Source organism: Candidatus Aciduliprofundum sp. HYA1 (assembly GCF_056175085.1).
In genome coordinates this window covers 803120-829974 of sequence record NZ_CM149694.1, presented here as the reverse complement: position 1 = coordinate 829974, position 26855 = coordinate 803120, and the positions used below count along the sequence as shown (strand labels likewise).

At 47.6% G+C, this 26855-nt stretch carries 28 protein-coding genes, 2 tRNA genes and 1 rRNA gene; 16 read left to right on the top strand and 15 right to left on the bottom strand.

What is annotated here, in order from left to right; genetic code table 11:
* Positions 1 to 27 precede the first annotated feature (27 nt).
* Positions 28 to 1233, top strand: a complete 1206-nt coding sequence (guaD, locus tag AC0S1O_RS04530; RefSeq protein WP_475393148.1) for a guanine deaminase — start codon at positions 28 to 30, stop codon at positions 1231 to 1233.
* On the opposite strand, the gene AC0S1O_RS04525 is transcribed toward guaD, so the two are convergent.
* Positions 1221 to 1772: an undecaprenyl-diphosphatase gene (locus AC0S1O_RS04525; RefSeq protein ID WP_475393147.1), complete on the bottom strand. Its 552-nt coding sequence runs from the start codon at positions 1770 to 1772 to the stop codon at positions 1221 to 1223. The two genes, guaD and AC0S1O_RS04525, sit on opposite strands and share 13 nt — an antisense overlap.
* 83 nt (positions 1773 to 1855) lie before the next feature.
* On the opposite strand from AC0S1O_RS04525, the gene AC0S1O_RS04520 reads away from it, so the two are divergent.
* Positions 1856 to 1927 (top strand) — tRNA-Cys (locus AC0S1O_RS04520).
* A gap of 1 nt (position 1928) precedes the next feature.
* On the opposite strand, the gene leuS is transcribed toward AC0S1O_RS04520, so the two are convergent.
* Positions 1929 to 4751 carry a leucine--tRNA ligase gene (gene leuS, locus AC0S1O_RS04515; protein ID WP_475393146.1) on the bottom strand — a complete coding sequence of 941 codons (2823 nt, stop codon included), beginning with the start codon at positions 4749 to 4751 and terminating at the stop codon, positions 1929 to 1931.
* Positions 4752 to 4855: 104 nt separating this feature from the next.
* Between leuS and AC0S1O_RS04510 the strand changes: the two genes are divergently transcribed.
* From AC0S1O_RS04510 to rrf, 7 genes are all read left to right on the top strand, one after another.
* Entirely contained in the window at positions 4856 to 5209 is a 354-nt protein-coding gene (locus tag AC0S1O_RS04510; protein WP_475394469.1) for a 50S ribosomal protein L18e, read from the top strand.
* 5 nt (positions 5210 to 5214) lie between these two features.
* On the top strand, positions 5215 to 5631 hold the full coding sequence (locus AC0S1O_RS04505; protein WP_475393145.1) for a 50S ribosomal protein L13: 417 nt from the start codon (positions 5215 to 5217) through the stop codon (positions 5629 to 5631).
* Positions 5632 to 5635: 4 nt separating this feature from the next.
* Complete coding sequence (locus tag AC0S1O_RS04500; protein ID WP_475393144.1) at positions 5636 to 6034, top strand: 30S ribosomal protein S9; 399 nt, start codon at positions 5636 to 5638, stop codon at positions 6032 to 6034.
* A 5-nt stretch (positions 6035 to 6039) separates the two neighbouring features.
* Positions 6040 to 6261 (top strand): DNA-directed RNA polymerase subunit N, encoded by a 222-nt coding sequence (locus AC0S1O_RS04495; protein ID WP_475393143.1) that lies wholly within the window; start codon positions 6040 to 6042, stop codon positions 6259 to 6261.
* A 9-nt stretch (positions 6262 to 6270) separates the two neighbouring features.
* Positions 6271 to 6343: transfer RNA gene (locus tag AC0S1O_RS04490), tRNA-Pro, on the top strand.
* Positions 6344 to 6409: 66 nt separating this feature from the next.
* Positions 6410 to 6967, top strand: a complete 558-nt coding sequence (locus AC0S1O_RS04485) for a TATA-box-binding protein (RefSeq protein ID WP_475393142.1) — start codon at positions 6410 to 6412, stop codon at positions 6965 to 6967.
* A gap of 37 nt (positions 6968 to 7004) precedes the next feature.
* Positions 7005 to 7127 (top strand): 5S ribosomal RNA (rrf, locus tag AC0S1O_RS04480).
* A gap of 35 nt (positions 7128 to 7162) precedes the next feature.
* Here rrf and citF read toward each other — a convergent pair.
* From citF to AC0S1O_RS04440, 8 genes are all read right to left on the bottom strand, one after another.
* Positions 7163 to 8698: a citrate lyase subunit alpha gene (citF, locus tag AC0S1O_RS04475; RefSeq protein WP_475393141.1), complete on the bottom strand. Its 1536-nt coding sequence runs from the start codon at positions 8696 to 8698 to the stop codon at positions 7163 to 7165.
* Positions 8699 to 9547, bottom strand: a complete 849-nt coding sequence (locus AC0S1O_RS04470) for an HpcH/HpaI aldolase/citrate lyase family protein (RefSeq protein WP_475393140.1) — start codon at positions 9545 to 9547, stop codon at positions 8699 to 8701.
* Positions 9544 to 9786: a citrate lyase subunit gamma gene (locus AC0S1O_RS04465; RefSeq protein WP_475393139.1), complete on the bottom strand. Its 243-nt coding sequence runs from the start codon at positions 9784 to 9786 to the stop codon at positions 9544 to 9546. Before AC0S1O_RS04465 ends, AC0S1O_RS04470 begins: the two co-directional genes overlap by 4 nt.
* A 70-nt stretch (positions 9787 to 9856) precedes the next feature.
* Positions 9857 to 11071 carry an ammonium transporter gene (locus tag AC0S1O_RS04460; protein ID WP_475393138.1) on the bottom strand — a complete coding sequence of 405 codons (1215 nt, stop codon included), beginning with the start codon at positions 11069 to 11071 and terminating at the stop codon, positions 9857 to 9859.
* 119 nt (positions 11072 to 11190) lie between these two features.
* On the bottom strand, positions 11191 to 12645 hold the full coding sequence (locus tag AC0S1O_RS04455; protein WP_475393137.1) for an RtcB family protein: 1455 nt from the start codon (positions 12643 to 12645) through the stop codon (positions 11191 to 11193).
* A gap of 44 nt (positions 12646 to 12689) precedes the next feature.
* Positions 12690 to 13316: a DUF973 family protein gene (locus AC0S1O_RS04450; RefSeq protein WP_475393136.1), complete on the bottom strand. Its 627-nt coding sequence runs from the start codon at positions 13314 to 13316 to the stop codon at positions 12690 to 12692.
* The gene (gene ftsZ / locus AC0S1O_RS04445; protein WP_475393135.1) at positions 13303 to 14415 is read right to left on the bottom strand and encodes a cell division protein FtsZ; all 1113 of its coding nucleotides are present in this window, start codon (positions 14413 to 14415) and stop codon (positions 13303 to 13305) included. The genes AC0S1O_RS04450 and ftsZ overlap by 14 nt, the downstream gene beginning before the upstream one ends.
* 77 nt (positions 14416 to 14492) lie before the next feature.
* A complete protein-coding gene (locus AC0S1O_RS04440; protein ID WP_475393134.1) occupies positions 14493 to 15257 on the bottom strand; it encodes a sulfide-dependent adenosine diphosphate thiazole synthase in 765 nt (254 codons plus the stop codon).
* 102 nt (positions 15258 to 15359) lie between these two features.
* Between AC0S1O_RS04440 and AC0S1O_RS04435 the strand changes: the two genes are divergently transcribed.
* Positions 15360 to 15698, top strand: coding sequence for a hypothetical protein (locus AC0S1O_RS04435; RefSeq protein WP_475393133.1), 339 nt, complete (start codon positions 15360 to 15362; stop codon positions 15696 to 15698).
* Here AC0S1O_RS04435 and AC0S1O_RS04430 read toward each other — a convergent pair.
* Positions 15688 to 16200, bottom strand: a complete 513-nt coding sequence (locus tag AC0S1O_RS04430) for a gamma carbonic anhydrase family protein (RefSeq protein WP_475393132.1) — start codon at positions 16198 to 16200, stop codon at positions 15688 to 15690. The two genes, AC0S1O_RS04435 and AC0S1O_RS04430, sit on opposite strands and share 11 nt — an antisense overlap.
* Before the next feature lie 73 nt (positions 16201 to 16273).
* On the opposite strand from AC0S1O_RS04430, the gene AC0S1O_RS04425 reads away from it, so the two are divergent.
* On the top strand, positions 16274 to 16519 hold the full coding sequence (locus AC0S1O_RS04425; RefSeq protein ID WP_015283509.1) for a pseudouridine synthase family protein: 246 nt from the start codon (positions 16274 to 16276) through the stop codon (positions 16517 to 16519).
* Here AC0S1O_RS04425 and AC0S1O_RS04420 read toward each other — a convergent pair.
* Positions 16516 to 17796, bottom strand: coding sequence for an NAD(P)/FAD-dependent oxidoreductase (locus AC0S1O_RS04420; protein ID WP_475393131.1), 1281 nt, complete (start codon positions 17794 to 17796; stop codon positions 16516 to 16518). The genes AC0S1O_RS04425 and AC0S1O_RS04420 overlap by 4 nt on opposite strands.
* A 136-nt stretch (positions 17797 to 17932) precedes the next feature.
* Between AC0S1O_RS04420 and AC0S1O_RS04415 the strand changes: the two genes are divergently transcribed.
* A complete protein-coding gene (locus tag AC0S1O_RS04415; RefSeq protein WP_475393130.1) occupies positions 17933 to 19030 on the top strand; it encodes an OBG GTPase family GTP-binding protein in 1098 nt (365 codons plus the stop codon).
* Here AC0S1O_RS04415 and AC0S1O_RS04410 read toward each other — a convergent pair.
* Positions 19013 to 19675: a class I SAM-dependent methyltransferase gene (locus AC0S1O_RS04410; RefSeq protein ID WP_475393129.1), complete on the bottom strand. Its 663-nt coding sequence runs from the start codon at positions 19673 to 19675 to the stop codon at positions 19013 to 19015. The genes AC0S1O_RS04415 and AC0S1O_RS04410 overlap by 18 nt on opposite strands.
* A 69-nt stretch (positions 19676 to 19744) precedes the next feature.
* Here AC0S1O_RS04410 and rnhB point away from each other — a divergent pair, with 69 nt between their 5' ends.
* Genes rnhB through AC0S1O_RS04390 form a run of 4 tightly spaced genes read left to right on the top strand, consistent with a single transcriptional unit; the run spans position 19745 to position 23306 of the window.
* Positions 19745 to 20386, top strand: a complete 642-nt coding sequence (gene rnhB, locus AC0S1O_RS04405; protein WP_475393128.1) for a ribonuclease HII — start codon at positions 19745 to 19747, stop codon at positions 20384 to 20386.
* A complete protein-coding gene (locus AC0S1O_RS04400) occupies positions 20383 to 22350 on the top strand; it encodes an IGHMBP2 family helicase (RefSeq protein ID WP_475393127.1) in 1968 nt (655 codons plus the stop codon). The genes rnhB and AC0S1O_RS04400 overlap by 4 nt, the downstream gene beginning before the upstream one ends.
* 2 nt (positions 22351 to 22352) lie before the next feature.
* On the top strand, positions 22353 to 22967 hold the full coding sequence (locus AC0S1O_RS04395) for a class I SAM-dependent methyltransferase (RefSeq protein WP_475393126.1): 615 nt from the start codon (positions 22353 to 22355) through the stop codon (positions 22965 to 22967).
* 27 nt (positions 22968 to 22994) lie between these two features.
* Positions 22995 to 23306, top strand: coding sequence for a transcription factor S (locus AC0S1O_RS04390; RefSeq protein WP_475394468.1), 312 nt, complete (start codon positions 22995 to 22997; stop codon positions 23304 to 23306).
* On the opposite strand, the gene AC0S1O_RS04385 is transcribed toward AC0S1O_RS04390, so the two are convergent.
* Both AC0S1O_RS04385 and rgy read right to left on the bottom strand, forming a co-directional pair.
* Positions 23303 to 23725 (bottom strand): hypothetical protein, encoded by a 423-nt coding sequence (locus tag AC0S1O_RS04385; protein WP_475393125.1) that lies wholly within the window; start codon positions 23723 to 23725, stop codon positions 23303 to 23305. The two genes, AC0S1O_RS04390 and AC0S1O_RS04385, sit on opposite strands and share 4 nt — an antisense overlap.
* Positions 23726 to 23752: 27 nt before the next feature.
* On the bottom strand, positions 23753 to 26845 hold the full coding sequence (rgy, locus tag AC0S1O_RS04380) for a reverse gyrase (protein ID WP_475393124.1): 3093 nt from the start codon (positions 26843 to 26845) through the stop codon (positions 23753 to 23755).
* Positions 26846 to 26855: the final 10 nt, after the last annotated feature.

Genomic DNA, 26855 nt, shown 5'->3' with positions numbered 1-26855 from the left:
AAATTAACCACCGCAATTCGCCATGGAATGAAGAGAGCGTACCGCTCAAGGATAATAACATACTGGCGTGGAGAACTTAGGGATTTCAAAGATGCATATCTGGTCGTGGAAAACGGAAAAGTTAAGGGCATAACAAGAGAGAGGCAGGAGAACGCAATGGATTACAGGGATCACCTGATCCTCCCTGGCTTTGTGGATACTCATACCCATCTACCACAAATTGACGTACGGGCAAGGTGGAGCCCGGAACTTCTCGGGTGGCTTGAAAAATACGTGTTTCCCGCAGAGGCAAGGTTCTCGGATGAAGATTATGCAAGGGACAGAGCATCAAAGTTCCTCTCAAATCTCGTAAAAAACGGCACCACAACGGCTGCAATATTCTCCTCTCCCTTTAGGGAGGCAACGGATGTAGCGTTTGAAGAAGGAGCAAAGATTGGTATGCACTTCATAATGGGCCAAGTGCTGATGGATATGAACGTGCCGGATGAAATAAAAACAACTGTGGAAAGGGCGAAAAAGGATGTGGTGGAACTTGCCAAAAAATGGAATGGATATGGGAGCAGAATTTTCTACGCGGTCACCCCCAGATTTGCAGTTTCATGCAGTATGGAACTGATGCGTATGCTCGGAGATATGACCAGAAATTTAGGGCTCTACGTGCAGACCCACATATCTGAGCAGGCTGGCGAGATTGATATGGTAAGGAGAGTGCATCCCAATTATGAAAACTATGCCTCTATTTACGAGCATGCGGGACTGCTGGGAGAGAGCACCATACTGGCCCATGGAGTGCATCTGTCGGATTTGGAATTGAAAATTTTGAGAAATAGAAATGTGAAAATCTCGCACTGTCCATCTTCAAACTTCTTCCTGCACAGCGGAATAATGAGTATGGAGAAAATGAGAAAGTATGGCATAAGAGTTGGATTCGGCTCGGATATCGCTGCTGGTCCCTATTTTTCAATGCTTGAAGTTGCCAGGGATGCCTCCTACGCAAATAAAATATCCCCTGAGGAGGCCTTTTACCACATAACGCTTGGAGGCGCAGAATCTCTGAATCTCGGGAACATTATAGGCTCGCTTGAACCCGGGAAATGGGCAGATTTTGTGGTTTTAAAAGCCCCGGATGAGCCAATGGAAACCAGGGATCTGCTCTCGTACCTCATCTACCTTGGAAGAAGAGAAGATGTGCAGGCAACCTACATCTCTGGAAAACCCGCCTACGAAAGATGAGGTATTCTGGATATGCACCTGTAAATGGGAGTTCTGAAAAGAAAGAGGAGGTAAGAAACCACCAACGCCACGAGGAACCCTCCGATTATGTCAAAGGGAAAGTGCACACCGCAAAATATCCTCGCATAGCCTATGAGCACGGAAATGATGAGAAAAACAGCGCTCTCCCTGTATCTCTTAAAGTACAGAAATGGCAAGGCAAAGGAGAATATTACCGTGGTATGGTCGCTTGGAAATGAACTATCGGTGGGGTGAGATATAAGAGTCGTGCCAAGACCCATTGCAAATGGCCGTGGATGGTAGTAGAAATGGCTTATTGTCATGGATAAAGATAGAGACAAAAGGGTGGATATGAGAACAAAAATCGCAAATTTTCTATCTTCACCATTTTTTCTGAAAAAGAGATAAATCAGGTAAAGGGGCACAATGAAAATCATATACTGCGCAAAGAGTATCATAAAAGCATCCAAATAGGGATTTTTTCCGGCCATGGAGTTTATGATTTTGAACCAGTGAATGTTTATGGATTCCATACCCATAGTTGAGAATGGGCAATGCCCTATTTATCATTTCCCACAGGGGAGAAAACCTAATAAACCCGAATCATATTCCTCGAAAGAAAGGGCAGGTGGCAGAGAGGTTATGCGCGGGACTGCAGATCCCGTTCACTCGGGTTCGAATCCCGACCTGCCCTCTCATTCAATATAAATTGCAGGTTTCAGCGGAAGTGAGAACCTTCTCTTATTCCTTGGATCGTACTCTGCATTTATTATTATCTCTGCTCCCATCTCCTTTTGCAGATACTCGTTTGATTCCTTCAAAACGCCAACCTCGTCAATCTCCCTGTACTCCAGATGCTCCTTAAGCAATCTCTTAACGAAATCTGCTGTATCCTTGCCCTTACGAATCTGCATCGCGATTTTCATAGCTTCCCTGGGAGTTGAGTTTTTGAGTGCCCTGAATATCTCCCACTTCCACGGCTCTGCAGTGTAAATGTATATCTTGCTTGGCTTTATCCTTGCAACCTCAACGATTTCCCTGATGTCTTCAAGAATCGAACGTATGTACTCTTCTTCGGCCTCCACGACATCATCAATGTAATCTTCCCTTATTGGCGGAAGGGTTTTAAGGGAGATGTAACTTTCATGCCCAAGCATGTGCCAGAGTTCCTCACAGATGTGGGGTATCACAGGGGAGAGTATCAGAAGCCAGTCCTCCAGGATTTTCCGGACTATCCTTTTCCTGCGCTCTGAGCCCGCTCTCTTCTCATAGTACTTGATATCATTAACAAAATGAATTAGCATGTTGAGCATTGCATCCCTGATCCTGAAATTCTCAAAGAGTGCAACACTTTCCCTGAAGAGCCTGTAGAATCTGGACAGCAGCCACCTGTCCATTCTGGTAAGTTCTTCCAATTCATCCACGCCTATGCTCTCCTCCGCTAGATTAACGAATTGCACGAATCTCCTGCGAAGTGAGGCAATCTCGCTCTCCCTCCAGTCCACGACGCTGTCCAGATCCGCGTTCAAAGCGCAGTAGAGCCTGAAGAGATCCACGCCGTATTTATCGGCCACATGGGCGAGGGGGATCACATTGCCCTTGCTCTTCGATATCTTTGCCCCCTCCCGAATCATCAGCCCGTTCAACGTTATCCCACCTGGCCAGTGTTTCTCTGGGAATATGGCCGTATGGTGCATTATGAAGAAGGCCAGATGATTGCTGAGATGAGGAGGTGCTGTGTGTCTCTCATCGTTTGGATACCAGTACAGGAACTCTGAGCGCATCTCCTCCACTATTCTTCCCTCTATGCCCGTGATCTTTGAAACTTCAGAGGCAGAACCCTTACCCAAAAATACGTAGTCAAAGAACTCCTCACTCAACTGCTCAGGCCCTATGTTCTCTCCTCTTATTACGTGGGCTATGGTGTACATGGCCATGTATATGGTGGAATCGCTCAGGCTCTCTATGATCCACTCCCTGTTCCAGGGGAACCTCGTGCCAAGCCCCCTCTTGCGGGCGCATGGCCTCTTTTCAAGCCAGTCAATTATGCCGTGCATTATATCCCTGTATTTTTGTGGATAGAAGAGCATTTTATCCACAGCCCTGTGGGCGGCTTCCTTCCACCAGGATGGTGTGTAATCTATGAACCATTGATCCTGGAGAACAGCGACGATGACCTTGTGTCCATTGCGCGTGACAGCCTTTCTAGAAGTTTCGTAGAAAACATCGGCCTTGCCAATACCCTTAAGCCAGTTCTTAACCTCATCCTTTATCTCGTTTATCTTTATGCCTGCAAACTTCCCACATTTCTCGTTGAGCACGCCACTGTAGAACTCGTCCTTGTATATTATTTGTGTTGCTTCCTCCAGCCTTGGATCATTCTGATCCTTTATGCCCATTCTCTCGCATATGTCCCTTGCAGGTATGTCATATCCTTCAATCTCGATTATCTTTATGGGTTCGATACTCCCTATCTCCTCTGGGTCAAGCCCGAATTTTCGCAGGTATTCCTCGTTGCCCTTGAGATCCTCAAGGGCACGATAATCGTACGGCGCATGAGCGGGCACGGAATAAACCACGCCTGTTGCATTGTCAGGATCCACAAAATCCGCAGGTAACACGGGCACTTCGCGCCCTTCTGAAGGCTCAACAACATTTTTCCCCACAAAATACACGCCTTTCACGCATTTTCCCCTCTTAACACCCTCCTTCTGGTAACTCAACTTCTCGGCTGCCTCCCTTGAGATCCACCACTTCTCCCCATTCACCAATACCTCGCAGTACTCGGCATTGGGGTTTATCCAGAGATTGGTGACACCGAATATTGTCTCGGGCCTGAGCGTGGCGGCAACGAGGTATCCATCCTCAAATTCAAATTTTATGGCTGTGAATTCCATTATGCTTACCTTGTTCACATCCCCATCCTCAATGTCGTCCTCACCCACAGGATTTCCATCCACGGGGCTATACGTTATCGGATATGCCCCCTTCTTTATAACGCCCTTATCGTAGAGTTTCTTGAACTGCCATTCCACAAATTTGTTGTAAATGGGCTCTGCCGTATGGAACTTCCTGCGCCAGTCAATGCTGTAACCCATCCCTATGAAGTCCTGCTGAGTTTTTTCTGCGAAGTACCTCGCTATGTTCTCTGGCTCAACGAATGAAGCAACGATCTCCTCCACCCTTTTTTCATCATTCTCGTATATGCGCACGTACTCCCTGTAAAGATTGATCACCCTCTCGTCCCCGCTGCGAATGGCATCTGCTATGGCGAGAACGGGAGTGCCCGTCACGTGGAAGGCCATGGGAAAGAGCACGTTGTATCCCTGCAATCTCTTGAACCTGGCAATTATGTCTCCCGTGGTGAATGTCCTCCCGTGCCCGATGTGAAGAGATCCAGACATGTAGGGATAGGGCACGGTTATGAAGAACTTCTTCCTTTTTTCCACCTTAGGCTCGAAGATTCTATCCTCCTGCCATTTTCTCTGCCACTTGCGCTCTATTTCCGCAAAATCCATGGGGCTTAATGTGATTCCTTAAATAAATATTTGTGTCGGGATAAGAAAAATTTATAAAGGGTATGGGCATGGCGAGCATAATCGCAATGTCGGAGGAGTCAGATATGGCGAAAAATAATCCTGAACTGGTAAAGCTCCTCACGGAGCTAAGGATACAAGCGAAAAAGAAGAACGCGCCTATCTGGCGAGACATTGCAGAGCGTCTTGAAAGACCTTTGCGTGTCTGGCCGGAGGTAAACGTGAGTCGCATTGAGCGTTACGCCAACGATGGCGATGTGATTCTCGTTCCCGGGAAGGTTCTGGGATCTGGAATTCTCACAAAGAAGGTTACTGTGGCCGCATGGAAATTCTCAAAAGGCGCCAAGGAAAAAATTGAGAGCATTGGTGGAAAGACCATGACGATAAAGGAGCTTATGAAGAAAAATCCCACGGGCTCCAACGTTAGGATCATGGGGTGATGGTGATGACGATCATTGATGCAGATAATGCCGTTTTGGGCAGGCTGGCCAGCATAGTGGCAAAGAGATTGCTCAACGGAGAGGAAATAATCATAGTGAATGCAGAGAAGGCTGTCATCGTTGGGAACAAATCATTCATAATAGAGAAGTACAAGGAGAGAAGAAACATAGGAAGTGTGCGCAAGGGCCCCCACTATCCAAGAATGCCCGATAGAATTCTGAGAAGAACAGTAAAAGGAATGCTTCCGATCAAAAAATCCCATGGAAAGGAAGCATACAAAAGGTTGAAGGTTTATATGGGCGTGCCAAAGGAACTGAAGAGCAGAGAATTTGAAGTGCTTGAAGATGCAAAGAATAATAAACTTGAAGGTTTTATAACGCTCAAGGATCTATCCATTCAGTTGGGTGCCAAGTTGAGGTGATATGATGAAGGTTGCCATTGCAAGCGGAAAGAGAAAAACTGCAATTGCCCGCGCCGTGGTTAAAGAGGGTAAGGGCAGAATTCGCGTTAATCATGTACCCCTTGAAATTTACGAGCCCGAACTTGCAAGATTGACCATTATGGAGCCTGTGGCCCTCATAGGTGAGAAGGCCAACAATGTGGATGTTGACATAAGGGTCAAGGGCGGAGGCGTTATGGGCCAGGCAGAGGCATCCAGAACGGCTGTTGCTAGAGCAATATTAAAGTACTTCAACGATCCGGAAATTGAGAAGATATACAAGAGTTACGATAGAACCCTGCTGGTGAATGATGTGCGCCGCAAGTTGCCCAAACTACCACTGGGTCGCGGTGCAAGGAAACGCAGGCAGAAATCTTACAGGTGATTCACGTGATCATACCTGTGAGATGTTTCTCCTGCGGCCGTGTGATAGCATCCGATTACATTGCCTTCGTGAACAAGGTGAACCTGATAAGGGAGACTGAAAACAGGGAACCCACCCCCGATGAGATTCAGAAAATATTTGATGAGATAGGGGTACGCAGATACTGCTGCCGCAGGATGATTCTGAGCCATGTGGATCTCATAGACGACACAATGGCCTTTGACTGAGCCAAGCATGGGGCCGTAGGGTAGCTTGGCATCCTACCACCCTGGGGCGGTGGCGACCCGAGTTCAAATCTCGGCGGCCCCACTCCCCATTTTATTTTGTGAAGTGTTTATATATAACCTATCCATACCCTATTTAAAGGTGATTTAGATGGAGGATGAAATGGAGAAGGTGCAGATAGAGAATATAGTGGCTTCTACATCATTGGCAGATAAACTTGATTTGAGCAAAATTGCCCTCGCCCTGGACGGGGCAGAGTACGAGCCAGAGCAGTTCCCCGGACTTATTTACAGATTGCCGGAGCCCAAAACGGCCGTGCTCATATTCCGTAGCGGAAAGGTTAACTGCACAGGGGCAAAGGATATTGAAAAGGTAGAAAAAACCATAAAGATTCTGGTAGACAAACTCAAGGCTGCAGGCATAGATGTTTACGATAATCCAAAAATAGTGGTGCAGAACATAGTGGCTGTGTATGATCTTGGCGTGGAACTTAACCTGACAGATATAGCCATGTCCCTGGGACTTGAAAACGTGGAATACGAGCCAGAGCAGTTCCCAGGACTAGTTTATCGCATTGAAGAGCCAAAGGTCGTGCTTCTTCTCTTCGGCTCCGGCAAGGTCGTATGCACAGGAGCAAAGAAGAAGGAAGAAATTGTAGAGGCCATAAAGAAACTCAAGAAAGAACTTGAGAGCGTGGGATTGATATAAGCGAAAGGGTTAAATATCTCACTGATATACACGGGTTGGTGACGGTCATAGCGGCGGGGAAACACCCGGTCTCATTCCGAACCCGGCAGTTAAGCCCGCCCGCGTACCGTGTGCGTACTGGGATGCGCGAGCTCCCGGGAAGCACGGTTCGCTGTCACCATCCTTAAAAATTTTTCAAAAATTAAAAAAAGGAAATTACTTTTTGACCTTGTAAACCACATCAATTACAGTTCCATCTCTCCATAGTATGGCTGCGATTATATCATCCGTTGTTTTCGGCTCCTGGGGCTTTCCACATATCCTCTCCGCCTTCTTCTGCAGATCCTGAATATCGAATATGGGCACTTTGGAACCGCGCATTGCCTCAATTATATCGTCCCTCTTCGGGTTAATCGCTATTCCATGCTCTGTAACCACTACATCCACCACCTCGCCGGGTGTGGTAACCGTCGTGACACGCTCACGTATAACTGGAACACGGTACCTGTAAAGGGGAACGGTCACTATGGTGAGCGCGGAACCGGCGGCGACCTCCTGATGCCCTCCAATGCCATGAAGCAAAAGACCATCGCTGTGCGTGTTAACATTCACATTGAAATCCACATCCACCTCCGTGGCACCGAGAACTCCAACATCCAGCATGTTCACTATGCCTCCAGAGGAATATGGGTTTCCGTACATGGCAAGGGGCGTTTCTATGTGGTTCGCATCCTCCTTAAGGGATCTAACGGCATCAAGATCAAAGGCCTGACCATCAAAAACCACATCCACAAGGCCCTCGTGAAGCATGTCAACCACGTACTTTGTTACCCCACCATTTATGAAAGATGCCCTTATTCCCCTCTTTCGCATCAAATCTCCCAGGAATTTGGTAACTGCAAGCGAGATTCCTCCCGCTCCCGCCTGGAAGGAAAAGCCGTCGCGCAGGGCCACTCTATCAATGACTTCAAGCGCGTACCTGGCTATCTTCAATCTTGAAGGCGATGTGGTTATGCGCAGCGTTCCGGACATTATGCCCTGGGGATCCCCTATTTTATCAACTGGCACCACATAGTCAATCTGGTGCTGGAATATGCTTATGGGATGCGCAGGATAGGGCACGAGATTATCAGTTATGGCCACAGTATGATCAGCATGATAGGCATCCACCATGCCGTAGGCAAGTGGGCCGCATGCGGAAGGGCCATCCACACCGTTGAGATTCCCATACCTGTCCGCGGTTGGTGCGGCGATGAATGCAACATCAATATGCACCTCCCCACTTTCCACCGCCCTCACACGGCCACTGTGGGAGCGGAGCACTGCGGTCTCGCGCATAGCTCCGTAGCTCGTTGCCTCACCGAGGGGACCGTTCATGCTTCCCTCTATCCTCCTTATGGTTCCATCGCTGAGCATGGGTACAAGGGGCTCGTGCACCGGGAAAAGCGCGGTTGGAAAAACCCGTATATCTTTTATGCCCATCTTCCTTATGGTTTCCATCACCATGTTCACCACATAATCTCCGTTGCGGAGATGGTGGTGGAAACTCACTGTCATTCCATCCTCAAGCCCAACTTTCCTTATGACCTCTTCAATTGAGCTCACAACCTTATCTCTCCCACGTGGAGCCATGCGGATGAGCGAGCCCGCCCTTCTTCCCTCTGGAGGGGTTTTCAAATCTCCTGCGAACGGCTTGAATCTCTGGCCATTTATCTCGCTGGGCACCTCACGACCAACGGCGTTTACGGGCATTCACTCCACCTCCGCGTAAGCGAGGATCTTCTTTGCCCTCTCCACCACGGGAGGGTCTATCATTCTTCCGTTCAAGGCCACCACAGCCTTACCCTCCCTCTCGGCCTCCTTTGCCGCTTCTATTATTTTCCTTGCCTCCTCTATCTCCTCCTCCGTGGGCCTGAATGCACGGTGCACAACCTCAATCTGATTGGGATGTATCACGCCAATGCCATCAAATCCCATGTACCTTGCTCTCTGGGCGTATTCAAAGAGAGCATCCACATCGCGAACATTGCTGAACACAGTATCAAGGGCCTGCTTTTTATTGGCCTTGGCAGCGAAAACTATCTCGGCACGCACATGCTCCAGAATCAGTGCCTTCTTCCTTGGAATGCCCAGATCAGCGGTCAAATCCTCACCACCCCAGGCAAGAGCCACAACACGGGGATGAGAGGCAATCTCCCTGGCATTGGCCAATCCTCGCACCGTCTCGATTATGGGCACTATCTTCCTGGGTTCAAGATCGTACTCATCCTCAATGAGGCTAATCTCCTCATCGGCAAGTTCAAGTTCTGCCGTACTCTCAACCTTTGGAAGGTTAATCACATCCACAAATGGGAGCACTTCCCTAAGATCCCTTTTCCAGTAGGGCGTGTCTATTCCATTTATGCGAACCCACTTTTCGCTTGTTCCAAAATCCACATTCTGCAAAGAGTACTTCACGAGGATGCGAGCATCAAATTTCTGCGTTATGGGTACAGAATCCTCAAGATCAAGAATGACGCAATCCGCACCGTAGAGACCTGCATTCTCAACGAGATGCGGATTGTTGCCGGGAATGTACAACCTGGTTCGCCTCAACTTCATAGGTCCTCACCCCCGAATTTTCTTATGGCTGCCTCGAGCCTGGCACGAAGAACCCAATCCAATGCACCCATATCCTCAACCAATATCCTGGCTTTCAGCTCCCTGGTCATTTCATCGACGGTGGCACGGATTGCATCTCCATACAACCTTTCAAGTTTGCTCTTCACAACAACTTCCCTTTCATCACTGGGTTCAATCTGAACGAAAACATCACCCTTTTCCCGCGTACCCGCTTCCATAAAAAAGAGATGGAAATTGAATATAAAAAGTATTGGGAGATAAAAAGAAGAGTTAAAAATAAAAAGAAATTTAATCCGCATTTAGATATGTGGACTCAGCCCACTCTACTGCGTCCAGTCCCTCTTTTTCTTCTTCTTCAGGAACTCTCAGGGGTGTTATTCTGTCTGTTATCCACATGATTGCATAGGTAACCACAAACGCGTACACTGCACACATTACAGCAGCAGCAACCTGTTTGGCAAAGAACACAACGTTGCCGTAAATCAAGCCATTGCTTCCAAGAATGGCCGCACTGCCAAATATTCCCAACAGGATTATTCCTGAGAAGCCACCGATTCCGTGTACTCCCCAAACATCAAGGGAATCATCCCATCCTCTCTTGTTCTTGAAGTCCACAGCCAGATGGCAGATTATCGCTGCCAGTATTCCTATAGCCATAGCCGCCTGAGGGGTAACAAACCCTGCAGCCGGGGTTATTGTGGCAAGTCCCGCAATGGAACCTGTAAGGAATCCAAGTGCACTCCACTTTTTATTTCTCCAGTAGTCGATGAACATCCAGGTAATTGCCGCAAAAGCCGCCGCTTCCATAGTGTTTACGAATGCAATGTTTGTGTCCACATCCACTCTAAGAGCAGAGCCAGCGTTGAATCCAAACCATCCAAACCATAGAAGTGCAGTTCCTAGTAGAACAAGAGGCAGACTGTGATTACCTTCCTTGGGGAACTTTCTCTTTCCAAGGTAAGCAATGGCAGCCAGAGCACCAAAACCTGCACTGGTATGGACCACTATTCCACCTGCAAAATCTTCAACACCCCAGTTTGCTAGAAAACCGCCACCCCAGAGCCAATGGGCGAATGGGAAATACACCAGGAACAACCAAAGTGTGATGAAAACAATGAATCCCTTGAATCTCATTCTATCCGCAAATGCTCCGGTCATCAGAATGGGGGTTATTATGGCAAACATCAGCTGGTACACCATAAATGTCAGCATACTTATCTGGTCATTTCCTGGGAAAAGGGTGGATGGTGTTATGTTGCTCAAAAAGAAGTACTTGTAATTTCCGATAATTCCACTTACATCCAGACCAAATGCCAGGCTGAAACCAAAGAATACCCAGAGTATCGTTGTCCACCCTGCAGAGAAGAAGTTTTGCATCATCATTGTAGTTGCGTTTTTTCTGTTCACCAAACCGCCATAAAACAGCGCCAGTCCAGGAGTCATTATGAAAACCAGCGCCGCGGCGATCAACATAAATCCATCGCTTGCAGGATTAAACGCCATTTTTTATCACCATAGGGGTATGCTAATGAATATTTTAAATATTTCGATTATTTTTGAAAAATTTGAACACGTGTGCAAATGTATTCGACAGAGAAATAGAAAAATAATTGGTGCGAGAGTTATCCCTTAACCACGCCCAGAGGCACCATCCTCGCAACTATTCTGGATATGCCAGCACCCTCCACGGCACGAACCACATCGTCCACGTTCTTGTAAGCACCCGGCGCCTCCTCGGCAGCCACCCTGTTACTGGCACTGCGCACATATATGCGTTTCTTCTCCCACAGTTCCCTCTTGACCTGCTCACCGCGGAATCTTCTCAGAGCCTGATGCCTGCTCATAACTCTACCAGCCCCGTGGCATGTTGAGCCAAATGTTTCCTCCATGGCCTTCTGCGTGCCAACAAGAACATAGGAGGCAGTACCCATATCTCCGGGTATCAGCACGGGCTGACCAACGTCCCTGTATATATCAGTCAATTCTGGCCTGCCGGCTGCAAAGGCCCTTGTTGCACCCTTGCGATGCACATAAACCTTCATCCTCTTCCCATCAACAGTGTGCTCCTCCAATTTCGCTATATTGTGGGCCACCCCATATACGAGGTGCATTCCAAGATCCTCAGGATCCTCACCGAACACCTTACCAAAGGACTCGCGAACCCAGTGCATTATCAGTTGCCTGTTTGTGAATCCGAAATTGGCCGCTGCACTCATGGCTGCAAAATAATCCTCCGCCTCCTTGCTCTTCACGGGAGCGCATGCAAGCTGGGGATCTGCAAGTTTTATACCGTACTTTCTCGATGCACTTTCCATAACACGGATGTAGTCACTTGCAACCTGATGTCCCAGACCACGGGAACCTGTGTGGATCATAACCATTATCTGTCCCTCATGGGTTATTCCGAATTTTTTGGCAACATCAGGAAGGTAGATCTTATCAACCATCTGCACCTCCAGAAAGTGGTTTCCAGCACCAAGGGTGCCAAGCTGGGGTGCACCTCTCTTTTTTGCCTTCTCACTGACCTTGGTGTGATCCGCATATTTTATGCTTCCACCCTCTTCCAATCGATCCAGATCCTCGTTCCACCCGTATCCGTTCTCCACGGCCCACTTTGCTCCGTAATCAAGAACCTTGTTCAATTCCTGAAATGTGAGGCGGAGTTTGCCCTTCTCACCCACTCCTGAGGGAACGTTCACAAATATTGTGTCCACGAGTTCCTTCAACTTGGGACGCACATCCTTTTCCTCAAGATCTGTTCTCAAAAGTCGCACTCCACAGTTTATATCGTAGCCCACTCCCCCCGGAGATATTATGCCTTCCTCGGCATCAAATGCTGCCACCCCGCCAATCGGAAATCCGTATCCCCAGTGGATATCCGGCATTGCCATACTTGCCCTGACTATGCCCGGAAGCGTGGCAACGTTAGCAACCTGCTCTGGAGCATTATCATGCTTGATCTGCTCAATCATGTGCTGGGAGGCAAATATTATGCCCGGCACGTTCATACCCGGCTTGTAGTCCCTGGGTATCTCCCAGCGAAAAGAATCCAGTTTCTTAAGAGGACCATTCCACATAATGCATCACCGGATTGAAGATTGAGAAATCCTATTTAAACTTATCACCACGGTGGAGGTGGTGGAAGAACCGTGGCCTTTTTTCCACGGGGATTGTTTTCAAGATCCTTGAATCCTACGAAAAGGAGAATGGCTCCCACAATACCAATGAATATCATCAGTATCGCGCCGAGCTTTACAATCGTGCTGTTGTAATGATCGCCTATACGATAAATAGCTATGAGAACCATTATGAACCCAACCAGGCCAATAACTCCAAGAGCCCCTGCAATGAAGAAAACGAGCATTATGGGGCCGGGGGAACCGGGAAATGCTGGACCTATCACAAAGAGCGAAAGTAAAGAGGGATAAACGAAGACTGAAAAGATGAGCAAGATGGACCCCGTTTTTCCCAGAGAAACGTTTGGCAGGATTTTTTCCATTAAATCAAACCCGTGCCATAGGTAGTAGATGGAGATGACCACTCCAAGAGCATTAACAGTGAGTGTGGGCATAAGAGACGCGGGAGAGAGAATGTGAGCAGGAGAATTAAGAGGCATTGTGGAGAAAAGCACGAACCCAAGGGTCATAAAGGATATGATCCAGCCAATAATACCAAAAATAAAGTTTATCAAAAAAGATAGGGAGAGATAATGCAGCGCTTCCCTTTCATTACTTTCAGCGGATAACATCCACACCGTACTGTGCCTTGAGTTCCTCTGCTGTTACCTTACCGAGTATCTGCTTGCTCTTTACCCCTGTGGCAACCACGAGCACTGAGATGCGCCGCTCGTAGGTGGGATCTATGGCACAGCCCCATATAATCCGGGCGTTCTTTGCCACCTTCTTATGCAGTTCCTCCACCGCACGCTCCGCCTCGCTTATCGTCATATCCGCACTGCCCACCACATTCACAAGCACACCTGTGGCAGTTGATATATCCACCTCAAGAAGTGGAGAATTGATGGCATCTTCCAGTGCTTCAAGGGCACGCTCCTCACCGACACCTTCGCTTTCACCAAGGCCAATCATTGCAACGCCGCCACCCTTCATAACGGTCTTCAGATCATTGAAGTCCAGGTTAACCAGGCCTGGCTTGGTTATCATCTCGGTTAATCCCTTGATGGCACGCATGAGAACCTCATCTGCGAATTTAAACGCCTGATTTAGAGGCAATCTTGGAACCAGTTCCAGCAACTTGTCGTTTGGAATTGTTATAACTGTATCAGCAGTTTCCCTCAATTTCTCAAGGCCCCATTCTGCATTCTCGGTCCTCATCTTGCCCTCTGCCTTGAAGGGCAGGGAGCATATTGCAATGGTAAGAGCACCGAGTTCCTTTGCTATCTGGGCCACAACGGGGGCGCTTCCCGTGCCCGTACCCCCACCCAGACCGCAGGTTATGAAAACCATATCGGCGCCCTGAAGGAGTTCCCGTATTTTATCCTCCACCTCCCTTGCAGCCTCCATACCTCTCTGAGGCAATGCTCCTGCTCCAAGCCCCCTGGTGATCCTCTTTCCAAGAAGAACCTTTCTGTGAGCCTTTGTGATGAGAAGATGCTGAGCGTCCGTATTCGCGGCTATCAGTTCAACGTTTCCATATATGCCCTCTTCCATTATTCGACTTATTGTATTGCTCCCTCCGCCTCCACAGCCAACGATCTTGATATTTGTCCTCAAACTCTTGAGCATTTCCTCTAACTCTTTATCCTCCTGAGATTCTATAACAATTCCCTGAGGTTCCGTGGCCTTCACTTCTGCCCGGGCCAATGCTTCCTTAATGAGAGACTTCATAAATATCACCCTATAATGTGTATGCAATTCTACATATAAAAAGTTTTAGATAGTTTAAAATCCTGCACTGCAGTGGATTACTGCAACCTCTTGATTATCTCCTCCGCCACCTTCTTTCCACTCAGGAGCATGCCCCCGAATATTGGGCCCATTCTGGGCGAGCCAAACACGGCATTGGCAGCCATACCTGCAACGAAAATCCCGGGATATATCTCCCTTGTGTTTTCCACAACGGCGCTCTCTGCAATATCTGCGTCCATGCTGTGTTCACCCTCAATCTCACCCGAGGGGGTGTTCAACTTTATATTGTTTTTCCTGACAAGGGTTTTGACAACTTCGCTCTCGTGGCCCGTGGCGTCAACAACATACTTGGAGTAAACGGATAGTGGGTCTATTGGCAAATCTCCAATGACGCTCCAATTTATAACAAGTCCGGATACGCGATTGTTCTTGATTATCACATCCTCAGCACCTATCAAGTTGAATATTTTTGCCCCCGCCTTTGTAGCATGATAGGTAAGAGCCGTGACGGAGTGCACAGAATCCGCCACGTAGTAATCACCCATCCTTTCGTAATTTATGCTGAAATCGTCCAGTATGTGCTTGGCATCCTCCTGAACAACTATCTTGTTGAACATCATACCTCCGCCCCACATTCCGCCACCGATGCTCAATTTCCTGTCAAAAATTGCAACCTTCCTTCCCGATTTTGCCAGATAGTATGCGGCGGTGAGTCCAGAGGGGCCTGCACCAACTATTGCAACATCCACCGATGTGTATGAGAGCAAATCTCGCATATACGATTCTACAATTTTCTTTGTGATTTCGACTTCATCAAGCATGGGGATGGGTATTGTGTGGCATTATAAACAATTTTCTTTTTTGATTATATCCTTAGGTAAGGATAAGAAAACACTTAAAAAGGAGGGGTACGAGTATCAACTATGGGAGAGGTACTGATAGTGGAGCACGGGCTATCTATGCGGAAACTGTACCCCATAATCTTCAAGGGAAAGCGGCTCATATTTGCCAGCACCCCAGAGGAGATAATAGATGTTTACAGACACCACGATCCAACAATAGCCCTGATCCTCTCCAATGACCCCAACGATGTGGACATAACAAATTTAATAAGAATTCTGAGTAGAGATACGAAAATAATATGGATAAGTGGAGATGAAGATATGGAGAGAAAGGTGAGGGAGAGAGTTGATGCTTCCTTCACTCCACCCTTCGGTTTTGACGATTTCATCCTGAAGTATCAGGAGCTCATCAAGGTATGAACCTTGCGTATTTCCCACTGCGATGCTCATCCCTTATTCTCTGATAAATTTCCCCATTCTCAATGGCCATTCTTTCAACATCATCACCCTGCCGTACCACCTTGCCGGGAATCCCGAGTACCAGGCTCTTTGGAGGTATCTTTGTCCCAGGCGTTACAACGGCACCTGCACCTATAACACTTCCATCGCCTATCTCCGCACCGTTCAGCACCACGGCATGGATCCCCACTATCACGTTGTTCCCAATCCTGGCGGCGTGTACAACGGCCATATGCCCTATTGTCACGTTCTCTCCAACGATGGTGGGCTGCCCATAATCCCCGTGAAAAACGGCGTTGTCCTGCACATTTGAGTTCCTTCCGATCCTTATGGGTGCCACATCTCCACGCAAAACCACACCGTCCCAAACACTGACCCCTTCGGCAATCTCCACATCTCCTATGATCACTGCTGTAGGTGCAATGTACGCGGATTTATGAATTCTCGGCCTTATCACGTTCATAGGGGTAAATGGATTTATAGATTAAAATAATGCGCAAGGATACCCTTAAATAATTCTTGAATAATCCCCACCCATGAACGTGGAAGACCTGTTTGACACGATAGAGGAGTCACTTCTTGACATACTGGCGAGGATAGACGATGGCGATGAAAGTGCCCTTGAGGATCTGAAAAAGATCAAGGTTTACGTGAGTGACCTTGCAGACGTGCTCTCCATAATAAAGGAGGAGGACTCAATAGAGGATTTCAAGAAAAAACTGGATGTGCTGAGCAAAAAATTTGATGAGTTTCTGATGGATATAATCCGCGTAACCGGTTAAACCTCGTACTTTTCAATTTTTATTCTCCTCATTGCGTTGTTTGCGGCAATGTTTATCACGTCGTATAGATGTGCAGATGCGGGACAGTAGGCATGCTCCATAAAGGCCAAGTCCAATATTTTCCCACCCCCACGCATGAGGGCAGATACAATATCTATTTTCTTGGAGGCCTGGTATCCAACTGCCTGAGCACCCACAATGTTTCCCTGCTTATCAGAGAATATCTTCACATAAACATCGTGTTTTGAATACGGAGTTATGGTCAAATGTCCCCTCCCATATATTTCGCTTCTTCCACCAACGCAGGCCACTTCGAAATTTCCCATGGCAGATACAAATGCCCCCGTGTGCCTCGTGTATATGGCGTTTCCTCCGGCAGCATTTATGCCCGCCACTATTCCCTCACGGGCAGCAATTGTTGCAAGTTGCAGAATACCGTAGGGAGTGCGAACGCAATCACCCACCGCGTATATATTGGGATCCGAGGTTTGCATTCTCTCATTTACAAGCACATAGCCCCTATCGTCCATTTTAACCTTACCCTGTAGAAGTTCCGTGTTTGGCCTCACACCCACACTCAGTATGACCATATCTGCCTCAACCGGCTCTCCATTCACAATTGCACCCTCCACTTCCTCATCTCCTGTTATCCTCTCAACCTTGCTGTTGCAATGGCACCTTATACCCATGGACTCAAGACGCTCCTTAACTATATTCGCCATGTCCCCATCCAGGGCTCTGGGAAACGGATGCTCAAGCATTTCCACAATGGTCACCTCAAGGCCCCTCTTTCTCAGAGCATAGGCCATCTCCATCCCAATGGCTCCGGCACCTATAACAAGAGCCCTTTTGCTTCTCTTTATCCACTCCTTGATTGCTAGGGCATCTTCAACCGTGCGCACCGTGAAAACTCCCCTTTTATCCACACCGGGAATCGGAGGCACAGCGGGGCGAGCACCTGCTCCGTAGATGAGCTTTTCGTACCTGATTTCCCTTATTTCTTCATCTCCCACCTTCCTGTAGAGCACCTTCTTTTCCTTCGTGTCTATCTCCACAACCTCATGCTCAAGAATCAGATTTATGCGAGGAGTTCGTGGAAAGGGATGAATTATTTCCTTAACATCAATGGCTCCCTCAACCACAAGGGGTATGGAGCAAGGCGAATAAGTTTCGTAACTTCTCCTCTCAATTATTGTTATTTCCTCCTTTCTGTTGAACCTGCTGATCCACCTTGCAGCGTAAATTCCTCCGGTACCCAATCCAATTATCACTATCATGATTGGGGTAATGTATTACGAATTTATTAATTTTTTTGCTTTATTTCGTTAAATGGTTACGAAAAATAGTAAACACTGAGCGATGGGAGCGAATTGGGGGAGAAAAAAATTATATTGAGGGGATAAATGCAGAGCCGTGGACATTGAGCAGAGAATCAAGGAACTCGAAGAGGAGATAAAGAGAACGCAGTACAACAAGGCAACGGAAAAGCACATACTGCGCCTCAAGGCGAGAATAGCGTATCTAAAGAAGGAACTGGAGGAGAGGAAGAAAAAGCAAAGGGCCCAAACGAAGAAGGGCGTGAAGAAGAGTGGAGATGCCATGGTTTCCCTCATCGGGCCACCAAGCGTGGGAAAGAGCATGCTTTTCAACCTGCTAACCAATGCCAAGAGCGAGGTTGGTGACTATGCGTTCACCACTTTAGATGTTCTCCCAGGAATTTTGAAGTACAGGGGCGCTGAAATTCAAATTCTGGACATGCCCGGGCTCATAGAGGGGGCATCATACGGCCGTGGAAATGGAAGGGAAATACTGAGCATTGCCAGAAACTCGGATCTCATAATACTCATGGTTGATGTATTCACCGTGGAATACCTTGACACCGTGATGAGAGAACTGCACAATTTCGGGATACGCATAAATCAAGAACCTCCCAAAATAAGCGTAAAGAAAAAGGATCGCGGGGGGATAAACATTGCATCCACGGTACCCCTGAGCATGGACAGGGAGGATATTGCCGCAATCCTGAGGGAATTCGGGTACATCAACGCAGATGTGCTGATAAAGGAGGACATAAACCCGGAAAGGTTGATGGATTTTCTCTCTGGAAACAGGGCCTACGTACCCGCGCTACTCGTGGTGAACAAGGTTGATCTGGCAGATGAGGAATCAATCAGGGAAATAGATAGAAAACTGGAAAAATGGAATCCACTGTTCATATCGGCCAAAAATGGAGTTGGAATTGAAAAACTGAAGGAGCGGATTTTTCAGGAATCCGGCCTGATTCGCATCTACCTCAAGCCCCAGAGTGGCAAGATCGATTATGATGCACCCCTTATACTCAAAAGGGGTAGCACTGTTGAAGATGTGTGCAAAGCCCTCCACAGGGATTTCATAAAAAAATTCAGATACGCCATGGTCTGGGGAAAGAGCGTGAAATTTCCGGGTCAGCATGTTGGATTGGAGCACAAACTTCAGGACGAGGACATCGTTCGCCTAGTCATCAGAAGATAATGTGAACTCTGCATACTGGAAGAGTTTTTTCACAAATTCATGCTTCCCCGTAAGCGTGAATCCACGTTTCCCCGCCTCACCCTCAAGATCGTAACCGAGGAATTCCTCAGCCAGGGGACATTCAAATTTATCAATCAGCAACTTGAAGTACCAAGGTGCCCTGCTAAAATCCATCTGGTTGTAATCAAAAATGTAGAATTTACCACCCCCCTTCAGTATGCTTCTCACATTTTCAAATATTTTGCCCCTATCCTCAGGAGTGAATCCATGGAACGCGAGCACTATAAGGGCCACATCAAAGTACCCATGATACTCGGGGGCAAAACTCTCGCGAATATCGTGCTTTACAATTTCAATGTTCCCCTTACCAGAGGTTTTTCTCCGCGCCTTCTTCAGCATATCATCGGATATGTCAAATCCCACAATTTTTCCATCATTTCCGACTCTCTCGCTCAGTATAATTGCGTTCCTCCCATTACCAACTCCCAGTTCTGCAACCCTGTAGCCCCTCTCGATGTGGGTGTAATTGTAAAGCACATTGCGAATGAACCTATTGTACTGGAAGAGGGTTACCAAATCAAGGATCTCATCGTAGAACCTCGCCTCAAATCCAGTTATGACAACGCTCACCTTCGGATTGCCCATGAGATTGAGAAAATATGCCCCTATTTAACCTTTCCCAAATCTTTAATACCCCCGTGCGTATGGCGCTGTATGGCCTGTGGAGTTGATGAGGCGGGCCGGGGACCGGTGATAGGCCCCATGGTCGTGGCAGGAGTTTGTGCATCACGCGATGCCCTCATAAGCCTTGGGGTTAAGGATTCAAAGAAATTGAGCCCCAAGAGGAGGGAGAAACTGGCAGAGGAGATAAGAAAGATTGCCTCCCAGATCATTGTGCTCGTTGTTCAACCGGAGGAAATTGATGCCCTTCGGAAGGAGATGACCCTGAACGAGATAGAGGTTGAACTCTTTGCGAGAATAATCTCAAAGATGAACGATGGGATTGTGTACGTGGATGCCGCAGACGTTGACGAGGAGCGCTTTGCCAGGGAAATCGCCACAAGGGTTGGAAAGGATGTGGAGATAATTTCAAAGCACAAGGCGGACTCTCTCTATCCCGAGGTCAGTGCAGCCTCCATAATTGCCAAGGTTGAAAGAGACCGGATAATTGAAGAACTGAAAAGGGAGATGGGGGACTTCGGCTCAGGGTACCCGGCTGACGATAGAACAAAGGACTATCTTGAAGAGTATTTCAAAGAGCATGGGGATCTGCCCCCCCACGTGCGCCGCTCATGGAAGAGTGCAAAGAGGTTTTTGAATAAGAAGAGCCAGAGTAATTTGGGTGATTTCAGTTGAAATTTGAAACTGTGGAGGATTACATCTCCCATTTTGTGAGGCTCATAAACATTGAAAGGGAGGAGGAGATGCGCCGCCACTGGGAGGAGATAAAGAGGCTCACCGGAAGGAAAAGGGAGAAACTCGGCAGGGCGATTCTGAACCTCCGTGGCAAGTTCATCGGCAGGGGACTTGGTGGCGCTTATCTTGTAAAATTCTCACGGAGGGATATACCCAAGAACGAGCTAATGGTGGGTGATGTGGTCATAGTCAGTGCAGGAAAGGTCTCCCCAAAGAATCCCCAGGCCACAGTTTACGAGAAGGGCTCACGCTACATAGTGCTCTCCTTTTCAAAAACCCCACCAAAATTCGTTTACGGAAAAAATGTGAGGGTGGATCTATACGCCAACGATATAACCTTCCAGAGAATGCTTGAGGCTGTGAATTCCATTAAAAGGGAAGAGCATCTTCGGCTCCGGGGAATTCTTCTCGGCAGGGCGAATCTGGAAGTGCATGATGAACAGGTGAACTTTGAAAATACCCGCCTAAATGAGTTTCAACGCAGGGCCGTCAGGAGAGCCATGGGCTCTGAACTCTTTCTGATCCACGGACCACCGGGAACGGGTAAGACCACCACCCTGGCCGAAGGGATTGTACAAATGGTCCGGCGCGGATTCAAGGTCCTGGCAACTGCAGATTCAAACGTGGCCGTGGACAATCTCGTGGAAAAACTTGCCCATAAGGTGAATGTGGTACGCATCGGACATCCCGCAAGGATAAGTAAGAGCATAATGGAGCACACACTGGATTACATAGTATCAAGGGACATCGAGTACAGAAAGGCCATGGAACTCTGGGAAAAAATTGACGGAATGAGGGAGGAACAGAGCAGGTACACAAAGCCCACGCCCCAGTGGAGAAGGGGAATGGGTGATGACGAGATCGTGTATCTTGCCAACGCATCAAGAAGTTACAGGGGTGTGCCTGTGGATGTGATGAAGGGCATGGCCCAGTGGATCAAGATTCAGAGGAGGATAGAGGAATACGTGAAAAGGGCGAAGAAAATGGAGGAAAGGGCGATAATCAGGGTCCTTGAGAACGCAGATGTGATATGCACAACAAATTCCACGGCAGGAAGTGAGATGCTGAGAGATTTTAGATTTGATTTTGTGGTTATAGATGAGGCAACCCAGGCAGTGGAGCCATCCTGCCTCATCCCGATGCTCAAGGGCACGAGAATATTAATGGCGGGAGACCACAAGCAACTGCCACCCACGGTAATGAGCTATGATGCAAGGGCCCTGCAACTCACCATGTTTGAGAGGCTCATAAAAACATATCCCCAGGCATCCATCACCCTACGCATCCAGTACAGGATGAACGAGAAAATAATGGAATTTCCTTCCAGGATGTTTTACAATGGCCTGCTTGAAGCCCATAGAAATGTGAAGCACAGAACCATCGCGGATCTGGGTATTGACCCGTCCAAAATCAATGAAATGCATGATATCTGCAACCCGGAGGAGGTCATCATCTTTGTGGACTTGGAGACCGAGGAGGAGCAGAGAAGGGGCTCAACTTCCTATCAAAACCCGGGCGAGGCAATGTGCGTCAAGAAAATTGTGAACTGCCTTTTAAAAATAGGGCTAAAAGAGAAGCACATAGGAATCATCACCCCCTACGACGATCAGGTTGATCTTCTGAAATCAATGATCCCAGATGAAGATCTGGAGATAAAATCCGTTGACGGTTTTCAGGGAAGGGAGAAGGAGGTTATCGTCATATCATTCGTGAGGGCAAACGAGCGTGAAGAACTCGGATTTCTCACGGATTTGAGGAGGTTGAATGTTGCGATAACCCGGGCAAAGAGGAAACTGATAATAGTTGGAAACGCCAGAACATTGAGAGCGCATCCGGTATATGAGTCCCTAATAGAGCATATCGAGCGTAGGGGAAAGGTTTTAAAGATGAACGATGATTGCTGAGCATGTTTGACCCGAAAGAGTACGATTCCTGGTACGACAGGCATCGCGAAATCTTTGAGGCAGAGGTGGAAGCCCTGAGACCCATGGTTGAAAAATATCCGAATCCCAAATTGGAAATAGGGGTGGGTACGGGAAGATTCTCCCAGGCTCTGGGCATAACCCATGGTATAGATCCGGATCAGGGTATGCTTGAACTCGCTAGAAAAAGAGGGATAGAGGTGGTCAGGGGCATGGGAGAGAATCTGCCCTACGGGGATGAGAGTTTTTACCTGGTTCTCATATCCACCACGCTTCCATTCCTTAGGGATGCCAAAAAGGTTGTGGAAGAGGCACACAGAGTCCTGGTGGACAACGGCGGGCTCGTGATAGGCTTCATACCCCGTAACTCCCACTTTGGAAGGAAGTACACAAGAATGGGAGAGGAGGGTGATGAGAGGTTCAAGAATGCTCACTTTTACACCATGGAAGAGGTTGAGTCCCTCCTTGAAGACCTATTCTTCATCGTTAGGGTAAGAAGTACCCTTCTTGGAGAGGATATCTCCCTTAACGTCGTTGATGGATACCGCGAAGATGCCAGTTTCGTGGCAATTGAGGGTGTGAAAATTCAAAATGTTTAAGAATAATGAGATTATGCCTCACCTATGATGTTCTGTCCCAAGTGTGGCTCTTTAATGCATCCCAAGGACGGAAAATGGGTTTGCTCAAACTGCGGCTACGAGATTCCTATCGAAGATCAGGAAAAGAAGGAAATTGTGGCAGAGGCAAAGGAGAAGGAGATGATAGTCATATCCTCACAGGAGGAACTCAAAGCCCTTCCCTACGATGAGAGTGTGATATGCCCCAAATGCGGGCATGTGGGCGCCCACTGGATGCTTCAACAGACCCGTGCAGCCGATGAGCCGGAAACAAGGTTCTACATCTGCCCCAAGTGTGGGCACCGGTGGAGGGAGTATTAGGCGTATCCCACAACATCCGATTTTTTACCCTTCGGTTTTTGCTGCATGGCCTGGGCTGGAGGGGGTATTGGCGGTGGCAGGCGTATTTCCTTGGCTATGAGAACTCCCTCAATAACACAATTGTTTATTATCGTACCGTGTATCTCTTGGGCAACCTCATCTGGCATCCTGTGATTGTTTTTCCACTCCTTCATCAATTCCTTAACATTTCCCTCGTAGATCACCACACCATCGAAGATTATTACCCCTATCCCGGAATACGTTATGGTGAACTTGAAATCAACCTTGGCATTGTTCACATCCACCTGCGTTATGGATATTATGCTACTGTTATTGTCAATTCTTATCTCCCTCGGCGCGTTTTCGGGTTCTATGAACCTCTTGGCCTCTATACCATCGATTCTGAACATCTTTATCATGGATGCACCCATGCCCTCAACACTTATCTATTTTCCCTTTGATAGGGTTTGCATTTCCCCATATAACTCCCCAAGCAGTTCCTCATAATCCCTTCTCCCACTTTCCACATCATCCATTTTCCTTTCAAGGTTCCTCGTTCTATCCTCACTTATGAACCCTCCATAATTATCCCTCAGAAATTCATAAACTTGTCTGCCTCTTTTAGTGGGAATGAGACCACCTCTTTCAATCACATACCTCCTGAGGAATAACTTGGAAATTATTGTCGCATACGTGCTGGGTCTTCCTATACCTCTGTCCCTCATCAACCTTATCAAATCCGCCTGGGTGTAGGGCTTTAATTTTATTTTTCTTCTCTCAACTTCAATCTTCACCCTTCCCTCCGGGATAGGCGTGTATTTTTTCACCCTGTATGGATACAATTCCACGGATTTCCCTCTTGCATCCACAATCAGGGGAAACTCAATTTCCCTGTTCTCCGCACTTATTCTGTACCTTATGATCCTTATTTTCCCCTCACTCTGGGATGCCATAAATCTCCTAAATATGAGATCGTAGATTGCCATATGCTCTTCATCGAGTTTGTAGGCAAACACACCCTCATCAACATACCTCTTCAGGTCCTCCGAACTCATAGGTCTGGTGGGTCTTATGCACTCATGGGCCCCTTCCTCACCCCATGGCCGACCTCTGAAATCATTCCCAAGGTACTTCCTTGCAATCTCCATGCCTTCCCGGGACACATGGGTTGAATCCGTGCGATGATAGGTTATGAGACCCATCTCAAAAAGTTCCTGCAGAATCCTCATACTATCCCGAGCACCAAGATGTAAAATAGTGTTTGCATCCTTCAGAACCTCATCGGTGGTGTAGGGAGGCACCACATACCTCTTGATTTCCTCTCCAATCCTCTGAACAAAGCCGAGAACACCCTCCTTCCAAGGCACCTTCACATCTGTGCCCTTCAGGAAATACTCCTCCCGGACCTCCTTGGATTTATCGTACCTATCAATCACCCAGCCAAGCACAGGGGTCTGGGCCCTGCCCGCGGATAGGTTGCGCTCTCCAAATTTTCTCCATAGAATATGGGAAAGTTCAAATCCAATCCACCTGTCTTCAATCCTTCTCACAATCTGAGCCTTCACAAGGTTTTCGTTGAAATCCCTCATATTTTCTGTTGCTTGGATAATGGCCCTCTTTGTGACCTCATGGAACTCTGCCCTCTTTATGGATTTTGCAAATGGAGCAAGCAGATTTTTCAGGTCCCACGCAATTTTCTCACCCTCCGTATCCGGGTCCGTGCCTATTATTACGTCCTCGCACTCCTGGGCAAGTTTTCTGAGAACTCCTATTTGCATTCCAGCATGGTATATGTTTTTTGAACCGCAGACCGGACATTTCTCGCCTTCCGTGAATTGATAGCCACATTCCCTGCACTTTCTTATGGGTGCATAAATCGGCACGAAATGCTCTCCAACCTCAACACCATGGTATCCCCGGGATGTTGTTAAATCGACCGTGTGACCGAGAGAGGGCGCTATGGTTAGAACCCTGTTGCCTATGGCAACCTCGTAAACTATGGCATTGCCCATTATCCTCAAATTGGGCTTGCCGAAGAAGTGCGCAATGTGCCTCGCCTTATTTGGACTCTCAACCACGAAAAGTGCAGGTTTTATTATCTCACTCCCATACTCCCGCTCCTTTACCCTCTTCCTATCTCTATCAATTTCATCCCTCAATTTTTTAAGGTTAACCACATCTATTGGTGAGAATTCAATGCCATAAATTTCCGCCCGGGAGGATAGAATTTCAAGCAACTCAGGATCATCAAGCACAAAGGATGCCCCCTTCGTCAATCCCCCCGCATAAAGACGGGAAGCACGTCCCGAGCCCTGAATGTAGGTCTTCAAATCGGGAAAGATTATGTGACCATTCCTGTAAACAAATCCCCTGCCCTGAAGATTTCCACGTTGCAGAATTTTTTTGATCTCTCCTCGAATTGCAACAATGTCATTTTTTTCAAGGGCCTCCTTAAGAAGGGGGCTCTTCTCCCGAAAAAGGTGGGCAAGGGTTATCAGCATTTTCTCACCGAGAGCATCAACATCATCCAGACCTATTTTAAACCTTGGGATTCCGTAGAAAACCACATATCTTACACGCTCTGGCATATCAACTCCCCTGATAAGTGAGCCGTAGGGAGTTGCCACACCCACAAGAAAATCGAGATTGCCCTTCCTGAATCTCTCATAGGATTCTTTGCTCTGGGCCAAAACGAGTCCTGAACGTGGAACTAGGGATGCAATTTCCCTGGCCTCCTGAGCCGTGGGCGCGAAGATGAGAGCCCCCGGTCCCATCACATTCAAAATATATTGGAATCTCTCCTTCGGAGCTACGATGTCCTCCACATTTCTCACGGCGTTACGAATATTGCCCACATCGAAGTTTAGGCACTCTCTAAGAATTTTCGTGTTATATCCCCTGGTTCCGGTGGCGGTGGATACCATGAGAACCCCTTCTCTGTGCATGATGCCCAAAATCTTTTCAAGGTTCTTTGAGCCCTTCAGCAGGGAGTCAACATCATCAACGAATATGAAATGGAACCTCTTACCCCTTAGCGCGGCATATCTTCTCGCAAGGTACGCTGTTGTGGTTATGAGAATATTGAAATCCCCACTCTTTATTCTTTTTTCCATCTCCTCCTTTTCAGCCCTCTTCATCCTCCCATGATAATAAACAAAGTGATCAAATCCCAGTGAGTGCAATTTTTCAACGAATTCCCTCAGAATTATGGTGGTGGGCACAATTATGTACGCTTTTTTTCCTTCGCTGGCAAGGTAGGCGGCCATCATAATTCCAAACAGACTCTTTCCTATTCCGGTGGGTGCTATGGCCGCAAAGGAATCACCTGAAAGAACACGTCTTGCCCACATTCTCTGCATTGCCCTGGGCTTTGAGCCCAAGGTCCTTAAGAAGAATTCTTCAAATTTCTCATACCTCTCCTTTAGAGAATTCTTGTTCAGTGGAATGTCCTTCTTGAAACACCTGCCATTTTCAATCTCTTCCCACGTCAGATCTCCTCTGCAGATGGGGCAGAGCTCTCCATACACAACGGGAATCATAAAAAGAAAT

Excerpts from the sequence above, each read along its gene's own strand:
- guaD (WP_475393148.1), top strand. The coding sequence starts at position 28 with ATGAAGAGAGCGTACCGCTCAAGGATAATAACATACTGGCGTGGAGAA.
- AC0S1O_RS04525 (WP_475393147.1), bottom strand. The coding sequence starts at position 1,772 with ATGGGTATGGAATCCATAAACATTCACTGGTTCAAAATCATAAACTCC.
- leuS (WP_475393146.1), bottom strand. The coding sequence starts at position 4,751 with ATGGATTTTGCGGAAATAGAGCGCAAGTGGCAGAGAAAATGGCAGGAG.
- AC0S1O_RS04510 (WP_475394469.1), top strand. The coding sequence starts at position 4,856 with ATGGCGAAAAATAATCCTGAACTGGTAAAGCTCCTCACGGAGCTAAGG.
- AC0S1O_RS04505 (WP_475393145.1), top strand. The coding sequence starts at position 5,215 with ATGACGATCATTGATGCAGATAATGCCGTTTTGGGCAGGCTGGCCAGC.
- AC0S1O_RS04500 (WP_475393144.1), top strand. The coding sequence starts at position 5,636 with ATGAAGGTTGCCATTGCAAGCGGAAAGAGAAAAACTGCAATTGCCCGC.
- AC0S1O_RS04485 (WP_475393142.1), top strand. The coding sequence starts at position 6,410 with ATGGAGGATGAAATGGAGAAGGTGCAGATAGAGAATATAGTGGCTTCT.
- citF (WP_475393141.1), bottom strand. The coding sequence starts at position 8,698 with ATGCCCGTAAACGCCGTTGGTCGTGAGGTGCCCAGCGAGATAAATGGC.
- AC0S1O_RS04470 (WP_475393140.1), bottom strand. The coding sequence starts at position 9,547 with ATGAAGTTGAGGCGAACCAGGTTGTACATTCCCGGCAACAATCCGCAT.
- AC0S1O_RS04465 (WP_475393139.1), bottom strand. The coding sequence starts at position 9,786 with ATGGAAGCGGGTACGCGGGAAAAGGGTGATGTTTTCGTTCAGATTGAA.
- AC0S1O_RS04460 (WP_475393138.1), bottom strand. The coding sequence starts at position 11,071 with ATGGCGTTTAATCCTGCAAGCGATGGATTTATGTTGATCGCCGCGGCG.
- AC0S1O_RS04455 (WP_475393137.1), bottom strand. The coding sequence starts at position 12,645 with ATGTGGAATGGTCCTCTTAAGAAACTGGATTCTTTTCGCTGGGAGATA.
- AC0S1O_RS04450 (WP_475393136.1), bottom strand. The coding sequence starts at position 13,316 with ATGTTATCCGCTGAAAGTAATGAAAGGGAAGCGCTGCATTATCTCTCC.
- ftsZ (WP_475393135.1), bottom strand. The coding sequence starts at position 14,415 with ATGAAGTCTCTCATTAAGGAAGCATTGGCCCGGGCAGAAGTGAAGGCC.
- AC0S1O_RS04440 (WP_475393134.1), bottom strand. The coding sequence starts at position 15,257 with ATGCTTGATGAAGTCGAAATCACAAAGAAAATTGTAGAATCGTATATG.
- AC0S1O_RS04435 (WP_475393133.1), top strand. The coding sequence starts at position 15,360 with ATGGGAGAGGTACTGATAGTGGAGCACGGGCTATCTATGCGGAAACTG.
- AC0S1O_RS04430 (WP_475393132.1), bottom strand. The coding sequence starts at position 16,200 with ATGAACGTGATAAGGCCGAGAATTCATAAATCCGCGTACATTGCACCT.
- AC0S1O_RS04425 (WP_015283509.1), top strand. The coding sequence starts at position 16,274 with ATGAACGTGGAAGACCTGTTTGACACGATAGAGGAGTCACTTCTTGAC.
- AC0S1O_RS04420 (WP_475393131.1), bottom strand. The coding sequence starts at position 17,796 with ATGATAGTGATAATTGGATTGGGTACCGGAGGAATTTACGCTGCAAGG.
- AC0S1O_RS04410 (WP_475393129.1), bottom strand. The coding sequence starts at position 19,675 with ATGGGCAATCCGAAGGTGAGCGTTGTCATAACTGGATTTGAGGCGAGG.
- rnhB (WP_475393128.1), top strand. The coding sequence starts at position 19,745 with ATGGCCTGTGGAGTTGATGAGGCGGGCCGGGGACCGGTGATAGGCCCC.
- AC0S1O_RS04395 (WP_475393126.1), top strand. The coding sequence starts at position 22,353 with ATGTTTGACCCGAAAGAGTACGATTCCTGGTACGACAGGCATCGCGAA.
- AC0S1O_RS04390 (WP_475394468.1), top strand. The coding sequence starts at position 22,995 with ATGTTCTGTCCCAAGTGTGGCTCTTTAATGCATCCCAAGGACGGAAAA.
- AC0S1O_RS04385 (WP_475393125.1), bottom strand. The coding sequence starts at position 23,725 with ATGATAAAGATGTTCAGAATCGATGGTATAGAGGCCAAGAGGTTCATA.
- rgy (WP_475393124.1), bottom strand. The coding sequence starts at position 26,845 with ATGATTCCCGTTGTGTATGGAGAGCTCTGCCCCATCTGCAGAGGAGAT.